The sequence below is a fragment of the Kribbella sp. VKM Ac-2566 genome, from assembly GCF_004366005.1.
GTDB lineage: Bacteria > Actinomycetota > Actinomycetes > Propionibacteriales > Kribbellaceae > Kribbella > Kribbella pratensis.
In genome coordinates, this window is record NZ_SODT01000013.1 from 589365 (window position 1) to 602220 (window position 12856).

At 68.9% G+C, this 12856-nt stretch carries 10 protein-coding genes; 4 read left to right on the plus strand and 6 right to left on the minus strand.

All coding sequences use genetic code 11. The features are described 5' to 3' along the window. Positions 1-7: 7 nt before the first annotated feature. Both EV647_RS33600 and EV647_RS33605 read right to left on the minus strand, forming a co-directional pair. The gene (locus EV647_RS33600; RefSeq protein ID WP_134010144.1) at positions 8-3823 is read right to left on the minus strand and encodes a glycosyl hydrolase family 28-related protein; all 3816 of its coding nucleotides are present in this window, start codon (positions 3821-3823) and stop codon (positions 8-10) included. A gap of 65 nt (positions 3824-3888) precedes the next feature. Further along, on the minus strand, positions 3889-5253 hold the full coding sequence (locus EV647_RS33605; protein WP_134010146.1) for an MDR family MFS transporter: 1365 nt from the start codon (positions 5251-5253) through the stop codon (positions 3889-3891). A gap of 89 nt (positions 5254-5342) precedes the next feature. On the opposite strand from EV647_RS33605, the gene EV647_RS33610 reads away from it, so the two are divergent. Continuing rightward, the gene (locus EV647_RS33610) at positions 5343-5903 is read left to right on the plus strand and encodes a TetR/AcrR family transcriptional regulator (RefSeq protein ID WP_134010148.1); all 561 of its coding nucleotides are present in this window, start codon (positions 5343-5345) and stop codon (positions 5901-5903) included. Here the strand turns inward: EV647_RS33610 and EV647_RS33615 are convergent. Continuing rightward, positions 5887-6999 carry a tyrosine-type recombinase/integrase gene (locus EV647_RS33615; protein ID WP_134010150.1) on the minus strand — a complete coding sequence of 371 codons (1113 nt, stop codon included), beginning with the start codon at positions 6997-6999 and terminating at the stop codon, positions 5887-5889. The two genes, EV647_RS33610 and EV647_RS33615, sit on opposite strands and share 17 nt — an antisense overlap. A 126-nt stretch (positions 7000-7125) precedes the next feature. Here EV647_RS33615 and EV647_RS33620 point away from each other — a divergent pair, with 126 nt between their 5' ends. Beyond that, complete coding sequence (locus EV647_RS33620) at positions 7126-8319, plus strand: hypothetical protein (RefSeq protein ID WP_134010152.1); 1194 nt, start codon at positions 7126-7128, stop codon at positions 8317-8319. A gap of 126 nt (positions 8320-8445) precedes the next feature. On the opposite strand, the gene EV647_RS33630 is transcribed toward EV647_RS33620, so the two are convergent. Further along, positions 8446-9243 (minus strand): NAD(P)H-binding protein, encoded by a 798-nt coding sequence (locus EV647_RS33630; protein ID WP_134010154.1) that lies wholly within the window; start codon positions 9241-9243, stop codon positions 8446-8448. 56 nt (positions 9244-9299) lie between these two features. Between EV647_RS33630 and EV647_RS33635 the strand changes: the two genes are divergently transcribed. Next, on the plus strand, positions 9300-9695 hold the full coding sequence (locus EV647_RS33635) for a helix-turn-helix domain-containing protein (protein WP_202876388.1): 396 nt from the start codon (positions 9300-9302) through the stop codon (positions 9693-9695). 106 nt (positions 9696-9801) lie between these two features. Here EV647_RS33635 and EV647_RS33640 read toward each other — a convergent pair whose 3' ends face one another. Continuing rightward, on the minus strand, positions 9802-10209 hold the full coding sequence (locus tag EV647_RS33640; RefSeq protein ID WP_134010156.1) for a hypothetical protein: 408 nt from the start codon (positions 10207-10209) through the stop codon (positions 9802-9804). A gap of 236 nt (positions 10210-10445) precedes the next feature. Between EV647_RS33640 and EV647_RS33645 the strand changes: the two genes are divergently transcribed. Beyond that, positions 10446-11429, plus strand: a complete 984-nt coding sequence (locus EV647_RS33645) for a BtrH N-terminal domain-containing protein (RefSeq protein ID WP_238177521.1) — start codon at positions 10446-10448, stop codon at positions 11427-11429. Positions 11430-11477: 48 nt separating this feature from the next. On the opposite strand, the gene sepH is transcribed toward EV647_RS33645, so the two are convergent. Then, a complete protein-coding gene (gene sepH / locus EV647_RS33650; RefSeq protein ID WP_134010158.1) occupies positions 11478-12839 on the minus strand; it encodes a septation protein SepH in 1362 nt (453 codons plus the stop codon). Between the last annotated feature and the right edge of the window lie 17 nt (positions 12840-12856).

Here is a 12856-nt window from a genome sequence, read left to right on the forward strand (position 1 = left end):
CTCGCTCCTACTTCATTGTGAAGTTGGCTATCAGTTTCTGGTCCGCGGAGACGGTGAAGGTGTACGACGGCGCTGTCGACACCACGGTCCCGGCCACGATCCAATCCCGGAAAACGCTATCCGATCCTGGCGCTGCCGTCACGGTGACCTGCGCGCCGACTTCGTACGTTCCCGGCTCGGACTCGTTCCCGGTGATCTTCACGGTGCCGTTCCCGTTCGCCTGGACGGCGATGCTGCGCTGGACGACATTGATGACCATCACGTTGTGCAACGTGGCCGGTCCGCTGAGCGTGGCGCCGTTGTAGCGGGCGAGGTTCGTGGCCTCGACGTCTCCACTCACGACCTGCACGGTGTGCCCGTCGCCGCCGAGGTTGTCGGTGCCCAGGTTGAACGCGTCCACCTGCCCGGAGTTCACCACGAGGCCGTCGTGGAACCCGTACGCGAACACGTTGAGCAGCGTCAGCCCGCTCGCCCCCTCGACGGTGACGATCTTGGCGATCTTCCGCATGTACTTGTCGATGACGAGCTCGAAGATGCGACCCTCGTTCATCCAGTACGGCTGCTGGTACCCGACCCTGGTGACCGCGTTCCCGTTCGAGAGCACCCCCTCGACGCGGCCGCCGCGCCCCGGGCCGATCGCGATAGCGTGGTCGAAGAACGCGCCCGCGACCTTGCGGACCACGACGCCGTCGCCGCTGAGGTCGATGCCGTTCCAGGCGTTCGGGAAGCCGGCGTTGATGACATAGTTCCCGCCTGCGTGGCCCCGGACGGCGTACGGATAAGAGACGACGCTCTCGGCCGGGTTGTTCTGCGGGTAGAAGACCCGCAGCCCGCGGACGCCGGCGCCCTTCCCGGAGAGCGTCAAGAGAGCGGTTGCCGACGCTCCCGCGCCGCGTCCCTCGAACGCCTGCAAGACCGTCCCGCCGCTCGCCCCGCCCTGGTCCCGGTTCGGTACGGCGGAAGCACCGCGGAGCTCGACCTTCGCCGGAACGCTCAGATGCGCACCGATCCGGTACCAGCCGGCGGGCAGGTAGACGATCCCGCCACCCTCACGCCCGGCGCGATCGAGTACCTTCTGCACCGCACGCGTCGCGTCGGCGGCCGGCAGGTACCCGACCCCGTGCGGCGCCTCCACGACGTACAACTTCTGCACCGGCTTGGGGAGCGGCTTCTGCATGTACGTCGGGGCGCTGCCGGACATGCGGTGGATGATCCCGGATTGTGCGCCGACGACCTCCGTGCCGGTGATCTTCACGTAACCCCGCGAGTTGTTCGTGATGCCACCTTCGATGCGACCACCGGCGAGCGTCATACCCCAGCGGTCGTCCATCACGTCGACGAGCAGCCCGGTCCCGACCCGGCGTACGTCGGGTTCCAGGAAGCTGCCGGTGAACTGGGCGCGCTGGCCCGCGACGACGTGGATGCCGACGGCGTAGTCGGACAGCGCGATCCGGTAGAACTGGTCCCACTCGAGGTCGCCGAGCACCAGGCCGGTGCCGTGCGCCCGGGTCCACGCGTCGAGGGCGGCCCGGGACGGCGGGTGGAACGCGGCCGGCGCGGACGACCAGTACGAGTTGCTGAAGGCAACGTTCTCCCAGGTGCCGACGTCGGCGCCGTTGTAGGCGCGGGCGCCCTCGAACAGCGCCGTACCGCGAACGTTGCGGATCGTCGTCGACTCGTGGACCTGACCCGAGCTGGGGGCGTTGCCGTGGTCGTTCGGCATCGTGCTGACGCCGACGCCGCGGTACGAGTTCAGCATGGTGACGTCGGACACCGTCGCCATCATGTAGTTCTCGTTGCCGATCCACGCTCCGCCCGGGATCTCGAACGTGTAGTTGTACGGGACGGGAGTGCTCGCGCTCTGGTGCGGGTAGTACGTCGTCACGCCGAGAACGCCCGCACTGCCGCCGATCCGGAACAGGCTCGGCCCGTCGTCACCCGACGGCAGGTCGGCGACGATCACCGTGCCCGTGCCGAGCTTCTGACCGTGGTCACCACGCAGACTGCAGAACGCGTGCACCTCGATCGTGTCGGTCACCCTGTACTGCCCGGCCGGCAGCCACACCGTGCCACCGCCCGCATCCTGGCAGGCGTAGATCGCCTGCTGGATCGCCTTGGTGGAGTCCCGCCTGCCGCTACGGTCGGCGCCGAACTGCGTGGCGTCGAAGTCCGCGACAACGCCGTCCTCGGTCGGACTGCTTGTCGAAACGAGCCGCGGCGTCGGCGCCACGACCGGCGCCAGCCGCAGTTGCAACTCCTTGACGGCAAAGGAATCGGCCCCGGTCATCGCGACCCGGACGTACCGCGCACTGACCGTCGCGAACCGCGTCCTGCTGAACTGGTTGCCGCCCGGCGATCCGGTCCGGCCGACGCTCACGAACGTCTGACCGTCGTTCGACACCTGCACGGAGTAGTCCGGGGAGTACGCCTCGGCCCACTCGACCCGCACATCGTTCACGGGACGCGGCGCCCCGAGATCGATCTGCAGCCATGAGTCCGCACCACCGGTCCAGACAGTCTCGTGGTCGTTGTCGTTGACCTGAGCAGCCCCGGTCCCACCGCTCGCAGTCGCCGTACCGTCGTCCGCGAAGTTGGTGTCCACAACCGAGGCGGTGAAAGCGTCCAGCTTGGCCTGCAACGTGGTGAGCGCTTCCTTGACCTGTACGTCGGTGACGCCCGGAGTGGACGCGATCGCCTGAGCGTTGTCGATCGCGTCCTGCAAGATGGCGCGGCTGCCGACCGGGTACTGCCCGTCGCGCGTCCCTTCGCGGGCGGCCTTCTCGGTGCGGGTGACCTGACCGATCAGGTCGACGAGGCCCTCGGTGACGTCGAGCGTGGTCGCGACCTTGGCCACGCGTACGGCGGCGACCTTGAGATCGACCGCGCCGTCGCCGTTGTGGATCCGGAAGTCGCCGCCGTTCGAGCGGTTCGTCATCACGGCATCCGGCAGCGCGAATGTGTACGTCTTCCACGTCCTGGTGTCGTCGTACCGAACGACCTCGGAGTTCTTGAACTTGTCCGGGATCGTCTCGCCGGGGGAGTCGTAGTGCAGACCGAACTGTCCGCTGCCCTCGTCGAAGTAGTCGACGCTGACCAGCACGAGACCGCGGTTCTCGTACAGGTAGGTGTCGGCAACGTTCAGGTAGAAGAAGTTGGTGCCCGGCGCCGGCGCGGTGTGGTCGGTCTGCCAGTACGGGCGACCGTCCTGGACGCCGGTGATCAGGTGCGAGGCGTCGTCACCGGCGCGCGGGCTGATCCCGTTCTGGACCGGCGTTGCACCGAGCTGCACCGACGCTCCCGCCGTACTGATCCGCAGGCCGGCGATCGTGATGTCGGCGCTGCCGAACACGCGGACGTCGGCATCCCCGAGGCGGTTGGTGAACGCGATGCCGGTCAACGAGAAGACGCCGGTCTTCCACTGGCCGGTGTTCGTGAGCAGGACGTCGGTGGTGTCCTGCTGCGGGTCGGCCTTGGCGTCGTACTGGAGTTGGAGCGTGCCCGAGCCGCTGTCGAGATAGGTCACCGTCACCAGGACGTCGTCGGTGCCGATCTCGTCGACGTAGTCACCGTCGACGTCGAACTCCAGGTACCCGGTGCCGGCGGCCTGGTTGGTCTGCCAGTACGTGCGGCCTTGTTCGGTGCCGGTCCGGAGACCGGCGGGGTCGTCTCCGGCGGCGGGCTGCACGCCGAGCGTGGTCGGGGCCGGCCCGAGATCGGCACCGACCCCACTGGGATACATGGTGGCAGCGTGCGCCGAAGGTACGGCGAGAACGCTGGTGAGAAGCACGGCGGGAAGTATCCGCGCGAGAAAGCGTCCGGACATGCTGAAACCTCCAGGTGGCGGACCGGAAGATCAACTGCGCGGATAAGTTAAACCAAGCGTGTTACTTATTCAAGAGCCCGGCGTCGGGGCAAGAAGAACGCTGGTACGGCGGCCAGCACGGTGAACCCGATCGCCCACCCGAAGCTGTGCGCGTAGGCCGTCGACGCGTGGTGTCGGGTGAGCTGGCTCTGCAGTACGACGGCGAGCGTCGCGGCACCGAAGGCGCCGCCTAACTGCTGCATGATCCGCGTTGTGCTGCTGGCGTGCGGGATCTGCTCCGGCTCGAGGTCACGGAAGGCGCCCACCATCACCGCGAGATTGACCGCGCTCAACCCCGCGCCGCGAAGCACGAGCGCGGTCCCGAGTAGCCAGTACGACGCCTCCGCGATCGCGAACGGGATGGTTCCGAGTGCAGTCAGAACGATGCCGGCAAGGACGACCGGGCGCGGGCCGAGGCGATCCGTGAGACCCCCGGCGGTCCGCGCGAGCAGGCTCCCGATTCCTTGCGGTACAAGGAGCAGGCCGGCGGCAGTCACCGTCTCGCCGCGGGCCTGCTGATAGAAGAGCGGGAGAAGCAGCATCGCGCCGTACAGACCGAAGCCGGTGAGGAACATGAGCCCCGTCGACGCGGCGAACGATCTCGTGCGGAAGAGTGCCAGGTCGATGAGTGGCTCGGCGGCGCGACGCAGCACGAACGCTGTCAGCAGCAGCACGCCAGCGGCGAGCGGAAGGAGTGCGGCGGAGTGGCCGAAGCCGTGGTCGCCGACCTGGCTGAGACCGTAGATGATCGCGGCGAGCGCGGGGGAGACCAGGAGCAGTCCGAGTACGTCGAGCCGTGCCGCGATCGCCGGAGGGTCGGGCTTGAGTACACCTACGGCGAGGGCGATCGCGGCGATGCAGATCGGCACGTTCACGTAGAAGATCCAGCGCCAATTCAGGTGGCCGACCAGGACGCCGCCGATCACCGGGCCGAGAATCGGTCCGACCAACGCGGGCAGCGTGACGACCGCCATCAGCCGGCCGATCCTCCTCCGGCCGGCGGCGCGCAGCAGCAACGTCTGCAGGATCGGCAGCATCAGGCCGCCGCCCACGCCCTGGACGACGCGGAACGCGATCAGCGAGCCGATGTTCCACGCCGCACCGCACAGCATCGATCCCGCGAGGAACAGTCCGAGTGCGACGATCCACATCCGTTTGGCGCCGAAACGGTTCGCCGACCAGCCGGTGATCGGGACCGCCATCGCCAGCGCCAGCAGGTACGCCGTACTGACCCATTGGACCGTGGCGACCGAGGCGCGCAGGTCGGCACCCAGGGTATGGATCGCGACCGTGACGATCGTGCTGTCGAGCAGCGGGGCGAGCGCGCCGAGCACGAGGACGGCGGCGAGTTTCAGGACCGACCGGTCGAGGCGGTCCGTCTGAGTGGTCATCCGAGAGTCTCCTTAGAGACGTGACGTCTCTTACGCGTTCAGGGTAGGCTCGGATTATTAAGAGACGCAAGGTCTCTTCTGGAGGTTTCATGGAACGCCGCCGCGGTGCCGAACTCGAGGCCGTGCTGCTGGACGCCGCCTGGGCCGAGTTGATGGAGTCCGGCTACGCGCAGTTGACGATGGAGTCGGTCGCGGCGCGGGCGCAGACCGGCAAGCAGGTGCTGTACCGGCGCTGGCGGAACCGGGCCGAGCTGGTGATCGCGTCCATGCGGCACCACGCCGGCTCGATCGTCGAGAACGTACCGGACACCGGGTCGCTGCGCGGCGACGTACTCGGAGTGCTGCAGCAGATGGCCGACCGGTTCACCCAGCTCGGACCGGACACCATCCACGGGCTGATGGCCGAGGCGCCGGACCTCGATCCGGAGGTGTACAGCCGGATGACCGGCGTCATGGCGGCGATCGTGAAGCGGGCCGCGGAGCGCGGTGAGATCGCGACGGCCGACGTACCCGTCGTAGTCCTGACCGCACCCACGAACCTGATGAGGCACGAGATCTTCTTCAGCCACTCGCCAGTGCCGTCGTCGACCGTCACAGCACTGGTCGACGACGTGTTCCTGCCACTCGTGGGGTTCAGCCGGGAGACTTGAGGTGCCGCGGGACGGCGGTCATGATCCGGCCGAGGTCGTCGGTGAGCGCAGCGACCCGTTCGGCGCGGCCGTCGTCGTCGATGTAGACCATCACGGTGCGGACATCCGCGTGTCCCGACAGCTCCTGGAGGTCCTCGGCGCTGTGGCCGCGACGTTTCTGGTCGGTGATCGCGGTGGCGCGCAGTGAGTGCGGGCCGATCGTTTCCGGGCGGGGGATACCGGCTGCTCGGGCGAGGCGGCGGAGCAGCCGGGTGACGTCGTGGCGGTCGAGCCGGCCACCGGCGGCATCTGCGATGAGCGGGATCGGTCCTACACCGTTCCAGGCCGGTCGCGTCGCGCGGTACAGGTCGAGCAGTTCGGCCACTGTCGTCTCCAGTGGCACTCTGACCGCCTTGCCGCCCTTGCGGGTCACGACGAGCCACGTTCGCCGGCCCTCGTCCTGACGGTCGGTGTCATTCGCACCGCAGAGCTCGGAGACTCGCAAGGCGCCGGTATAGAGGAGACCGACGACCAGCGCGTCGCGGACATCACTCGCCGCCGCGAGCAACGCGGCGACCTGATCAGCGTCCAGGACACGCGCCGACGTGGCGCGGCGTCCGCGGTGGAACTTCGGCCGGTGGTCGTCGTCGGAGATGGGGGACACCACGGGCAGGCCCCAGCCGGCGGCGTACCGGTACAGGCTGGACAGCGTCGACAGGCGGCGCGAGACCGAGGACGCGGCCGCCCCCGCGTCCTGCTGACAGGTCAGCCACATCGTCACCTCGCCGCGGTGCAGGTCGAGGCCGAACCGCTCCCGGCCGAGCTCGCGGCGGGCCCAGTCGGCCCACAGCAGCAGGTCGTCGGCATACCCGATCCGCGTGTCGCGACTTGCCCGTCTGGTGCCGCCGAGCCACAGCACGACCAGTGCGGTCAGCTCGGGGCTCAGCACTTCGGCGAGCAGGTCGAGGCGGTCGACGGGAGCCGCTTTCCGATCGTGGAGTGGTCGTCGGCGACCGAGGACGCGGCGCACGGCAGCTTCCGTCGTCGCATCGGGCCTCGGAAGTTCGACGGCAGTCTCCGTCGGGCGGAACACGAGCGGCGCCGGCAGATCGTCCACAGGAGAGAAGCTAGCGCATAACGGGGATTATGCGCTACTTCAGTTCGGTTTCGTTCAGTCAAAAGTAGTAGACAGTAACCATACTCAAACCGGAACTTTATCGACGAAATCCATTAGAGTGGCGTCATGACGACGACGGAGGCGGAGCCCCTCGCGCGGACCCGGCCGGGACTGTGCGAATTCCCTGGGGTCAGTTGCGAGAACCCGAAGCAGGTTGATCCCGGCACGCCGGGGCGGCCGCCGAAGTACTGCGGCCGCGAAGGCGCAGGCGTCGACGGCAAGCCGGTCGTTCACAACAAGGCGAACGCGTGGGCCGCGAAGAATCGCCTGGCCAGGCAACCGGTGCGCCGTGATGCCGCAGCTGCCGGCTCCGAACCGGTGCCGGGCCGCGTGACGGCGGCCCGGATGACCCTCGAGCAGTTGATGAAGAGCAACCTGCCACGCTTGGTGGACGAGCTGGAGGGATACCTCGCGCAGCTGGCGGACGCAGTCCGCACGTACGGCGACGCGGAAGCGGTCGCGGCCGAGGTGGAGCAGTTGCAGGCGGAATCGCGTGCGGAGCTGGCCGACCTCGAGCGGCGGCGTGGGGAGGAAGAGCACCGGCGTCGAAAGGCGGAGCAGCAGGCCGCCGAAGCTGAGGACGCACGGGAGGAGGCCGACGAGGCTGCCCGGGAGGCCGTCGCGGCGCTGGACGAGGCTCGCGTCGATGTCGCGGTCGCCGAGGAAGCGGCAGAACGGTCTCGGCGAGAAGCAGCCGCCTTGCGTGAGAGCGCCGCCGCTGAGGTGGAGCAGCTGCGGCAGGAGATGGCGTCCGCCCGTGAAGCAGCAGCTGCGGAGGTCGAGCAGGTACGCGCCGAGACCGAGCAGCGGATCCGCGACCTTCAGGCCACGGCCGAGGAACAGGTCCGCCAGGCCCGTAGCGAACTCGAGGCCGCACGAATCGCCCAGGCCGCAGCCGAGGCCGAGCGCCACACCGCACAGGCGACCGCGGACCAACTCCGCACCGAGCTCCGCCAAGAGCGCGAGCAACACCGGGCAGAGCTGGACGCCCTCCGCACCGAACACCGCACCGACCGCGAACAGCTGCGAGCCGACCACCAGGCCCAACTGGCCGATGCCAGACGATCAGCCGAAGATCGCGTGGCCGCCCTGGCCGCCGCTCAACGAGCTGCCGAACAATTCGCCGAATCCCTCCGCGACCAGCTCGCCACCCGATCCGCCCCGCCGCCTGACTCCGAAGAGGTGACGGGCAGGTCCACGGCCACCGGCACGGAACAGGCAACCCGCGGGCACGACAAACCAGCCACACCCGCGGAGTAACCGCTGTGCCGCCGCCCCAGGAGCCTGTGCCGTCACCGCAGGAGCCTGTGCCGCCGCGGCAGGCGACTGTGCTGCCGGTGCGGCATCAGGTTGTGCTGCGCGCGGGGCATCAGGCTGTGTTGTGGGTCAGCGGAAGGCTTCGAGGTTGCGGGTGACCCAGTCGGTGAAGGTGTGGGGCGGGCGGCCCAGGACCTTCTCGACGTCGGGGCTGACCGCTTGCTCGGCCGGCGTGGGTGTACCGAGCACATCGAGCGTGGCCTCGACGACGGGCGCCGGCATGAACGTGAGCATGCCGGCCCGAGCCTCGTCCCGGCTCAGCTCCGTGAAGCTGATCGGCGTACCGATCACGTCCTGGATCACCGCCGCCTGCTGGCGCGGTGAGATGGCCGCGGGCCCGGTCAGCGTGTAGAGGGCGTTCGCGTGGCCGGCGTCGCGGAGTGCCGCCGCGGCGACCGCGGCGATGTCCTGCGGGTCGACGGCCGGTAGCGCGACGTCGGCGAACGGCGCGGCCATCGCGCGCCGGGTCCGGATCGACTCCGCCCACGCGAAGGCATTGCTCGCGAAGTTGCCAGGACGCAGGATCGTCCAGTCGAGATCCGATCCGGTCACGGCGTCCTCGTGCACCGAAGGGTGGCGCCCGGTGGTGACGCCTTGGGACGAGAGCAGGACGACGCGCGGTACGCCGGCGTTGCGGATCACGTCGACGACGGGCCGGAGGTTGCCGTCGGCAAGGAAATCGGCGGAGGTGAGTAGGAAGACGGCTTTCGCTCCGTCGAGGGCCGGTGCGAGGGTTTCGGGACGGGTGAGGTCGGCCTGGTGGCCGTCGCCGTGCCGCGAGACGGGGACGACGTCCTCGCCGGCGGCGGTCAGGATCTGGACGAGTGGGCGGCCTACGTTGCCGGTTGCTCCGGTGATCACGATCATGGTGATGACGCTACTGGCCTCGGGATAGTAGGTACCTAGAGGATAGTATTGGGTTTGTGAGCGAGAGCACAGCAGCTGATGTGGCAGTCGATCCCGTGCAGGCCTGCCCGATCGCGCCGGTCGTCGACCTGGTCTTCAGCCGGTGGACGACGCCGATCCTGTGGACGCTGAACGAGTACGGCCGGCAACGGTTCGTCGAGCTGGAGCGACGGATCGGCGTGATCACACCGAAGGTCCTGACGCAGCGCCTCCGTCAACTGGAACGCGACGGCCTGGTCACCCGCACCTACCACGCCGAGGTCCCGCCGCGCGTCGAATACGAGATCAGCCCCCTGGGCCGCAGCCTCGCGCCGCTCTTCCACTCCCTCGCCGAATGGTCCCCGAACCTCGCCAAGGTAGAGGCGGCCCGCGAAGCGTTCGACACCCACGAACCCGCCCACCGCCGCCCCTGACCCCGCCAGCCCGTTCCGCACGCGACGGGTTTTCCCCCGCGTGGTGGGTTCTCTGCTGATACACGAAGGGAGAACCCTGCACGCGACGGGATATCCGGCGTTGTGGTCAGGCGACGCCGACCAGGTCTCGGGTGCGGAGGGTTTCGAGGAGAGTCAGGAAGTGATGGGCAGCTTCGGGTAGGCGGAGGAGGCCGGCTTCGTGGTGGCGCCAGCCGTACTCGAGTTCGCCGTCGATGGTGCGCTCGTCCAGCGGTACGGCGTACCGGCTGAGCGTCACGCGGGCCGGTCCGGTCTGCGGGTGATGGTCGCCGCAGCCGCACTCGGCCGGGATGGTGATCGTAGTGAGGGCGTCGGGGGAGTAGCTGCGCAGGCGGAGCGTTGTGCCGCGGGCGGTGAACTGGACGATCGTGGCGTCAGGCAGCTGGACGAGCAGCTCGACCGGTACGGCGTACGAACCGGGAAGGAGCCGGAGACCACGGGACGCGAGCAGATCGGCGAGAGCCGGGAGATTCATGCGGATTCCTGTGAGTGCTGTGTGTCGGCGGGCGGGCCACGGAAAGGTCAGGGCCTCGTGCGCCGGGAGCCGGCGCGCGTCAGCGACAACAGCAACAACACAGCATCTGCATGCCGAAGATCATGACAGCACCCGGGGTCCACCACCAAACACCATCCGCGATGTGGGACAACTGTCCGTGATGTGTCAGCGAGGGGGCTCGACCCTCCCGCTGCCGGAGGGTCCATCATGCGGGGGTGCGAACAGATATCGAGACCCGAGGCGGCGAGCACTGCGAGACGACAACCCTGGGTGTGCTGCTCCGCGACGAAGGAGTGGAGCTGTCCGAGGCCATGCTCTTCGGACTCGGCTCCGGTCTGTCCTTCATCTATTGGGACAGCAAGAGCATGGGCTTTCCCTTCCTCGGAGGACGGGTGAAGCCGTTCGAGCTCACCAGGAACCTGGCCAGGACACTCGAGCTGGAGCTTCTGGTCCAGGAGACCACCTCGCCGAGGAGGGCCTGGGAGAGCGTCGCGGCCTCGATCGACGCCGGCCGCCCGGTCGGACTGCAGCTGGACAGCTACTACCTGGACTACTTCAGCTCGAAGGTGCACTTCGGCGGTCATGTGGTTGCGATGTACGGCTACGACGACCACGACGCGTACCTGGTCGACACCGACCAGCAAGGCGGAGCGGTGTCAACCACCCTGACCAGCCTCGCCGAGGCGAGGGCGGCGCGAGGCCCGATGACAGCCAAGCACCGGTCCTTCACCGTCACCGCTCCCCAACAGCTGCCTTCACTGGCGGCGCAGGTCGTTCCCGCCATCAGCACATGCGCCGACGCGTTCCTCCACCCGCCCATCGCCAACCTCGGTCACCGAGGCATCGCGAAGGCCGGCAAGCAGGTACGCCGGTGGCTCGAGCGGACCGACAATCCGCAACGGGATCTGCCACAGGCCGCGCTCCTGATGGAGAAGGCCGGCACTGGTGGCGCGCTGTTCCGCAACCTCTACAGCGACTTCCTCGGCGAATGCACGCAACTGCTCGACAGCACTGAGCTGCGCACCGGGCACCGGCTGTACGGCGAAGCGGCCGCCTTGTGGACCGAGGTCGCGGCACTGATCGCGACAGCGGGCAGGTCAGGAGATGCGCAGTACCTGGTCAAGGCAAGCGCGGGCCTCGGCGAGCTCGCCCGGATCGAGTACGACGCCATGCAGGCACTCAGCCGCCTGAGTGCCTGAGCAGTCGAGGTCGGTGGGCGCGGTCCGCGAAGCTACTGGACTGCAGGTTCAGTCGGCTTTCTTGCCGAACATGATCTCGTCCCAGCTGGGGACGCTGGCGCGCTTGCCTCGACGGGCGGGCTTCTTCTTGGGCTCGGCCGTGGTGTCGTCGGTTGCGGGCTGGGTGGTCTCGTTGCTGTCGGGCAGGTCCGGCTGCGCGGTGGCTGCCGGGGTCTGCTCGGGAGTGGTCGGCGGCTCGGGGGATGCCGGCTCGCGGACAGGGTCCGGGCGGCGGGCTTCCGACGTACGGGCTGCTGGTCGGGGTGCTGGTTCCGGGCGCTCCGGGCGAGCAGCCTCGGGGTGGTCGTCCGGGGTGGCGGGGGAGGCGAAGGCGGGTGGATCGGCTGGGCGCTCGACGGCGCGTACGGCGGGGCGCGGGGCCGGGGGCTGGTCGACCGGTACGTCGATCAGCGTCGGCTCCTCGTCCGGGTTCGGCACCGAGTGCACCCGCCGCGGACCCCGATCCGCGTCCCGCGAACCCTCCCGCGCAACCTCACGCGGATAGTCACGCCCACCATCACGAGCATCACGTCCGCTGTCGCGGGACTGCAGGCCGAACTCGCGGCCGTCGCCGGCTGCGTCACTCCCGCTGCCGCGGGGGGCAGGGTGGTTTCGGCGACGGAGGCCGACGGTGTCCTCGAAGCCTGCCTCGTAGCTGTCCGCGCCGTGGTCGGGGGCGATCAGCGGGTCGATGTCCGCGACCGCGGTCAGCCGTCGCTCACCGGGCTGCGGCTGCACGGGCGTCGTGGTCGTCACCTGCGCCTGCTCGCCGACGAGCCATCGCGCCTCGTCGTCGTCGGGCACCGCGTACCGCCCGGGGGCGTCGTACGCGAACATCGCGATCTTCTCGTCCTTCGGCTCCGCCCCAGAATCGGCACTGTCCTCGGACTCGACGAAGTACGACACCCGGACCGCCCAGCGGCCGTCCTCGCGCCGCCACGCGTCCCACTCGGCCGAGGCCGGGTCGACCTGCCGCGTCCGCAGCCGGTCGGTGACCCAGGCGCCGAGGTTCCGCGTGGGTGCGTCACCGCCACCGCGACGACGGACGGAGGCCCGCTGCGCAAGGCTGGCGATGTGGTCCCGCTCGGCCAGAACGGGGCCGGCGAACGCCATGACGCGTTCCATCGGCATCTGGGCGATCGCAGCAACCGCCTCGGGACTTTCGCCGGCGCGGATACGAGCCTGGATGTCTCGTGGGCGCAGCGCGCTCTCCATTTGAATCTCCAGCTGGCCGAGTCGGGCACGGTCGCCGCGGAGGGCCGCACGCAACCGGTCGTCGACCGGTACGGCGAACTCCTCACCCGTCTCTGCCATCGCCAGGATGAGCTGTTTCCCATCCTCGCTCAGACCGACGAGCCTCGCCTCGCGCATTGACCTTGTTCTCCTGT

Bases quoted from the DNA above. Each gene is read 5' to 3' on its own strand.
- EV647_RS33600 (WP_134010144.1), bottom strand. From the start codon at position 3,823: ATGTCCGGACGCTTTCTCGCGCGGATACTTCCCGCCGTGCTTCTCACC.
- EV647_RS33605 (WP_134010146.1), bottom strand. From the start codon at position 5,253: ATGACCACTCAGACGGACCGCCTCGACCGGTCGGTCCTGAAACTCGCC.
- EV647_RS33610 (WP_134010148.1), top strand. From the start codon at position 5,343: ATGGAACGCCGCCGCGGTGCCGAACTCGAGGCCGTGCTGCTGGACGCC.
- EV647_RS33620 (WP_134010152.1), top strand. From the start codon at position 7,126: ATGACGACGACGGAGGCGGAGCCCCTCGCGCGGACCCGGCCGGGACTG.
- EV647_RS33630 (WP_134010154.1), bottom strand. From the start codon at position 9,243: ATGATCGTGATCACCGGAGCAACCGGCAACGTAGGCCGCCCACTCGTC.
- EV647_RS33640 (WP_134010156.1), bottom strand. From the start codon at position 10,209: ATGAATCTCCCGGCTCTCGCCGATCTGCTCGCGTCCCGTGGTCTCCGG.
- sepH (WP_134010158.1), bottom strand. From the start codon at position 12,839: ATGCGCGAGGCGAGGCTCGTCGGTCTGAGCGAGGATGGGAAACAGCTC.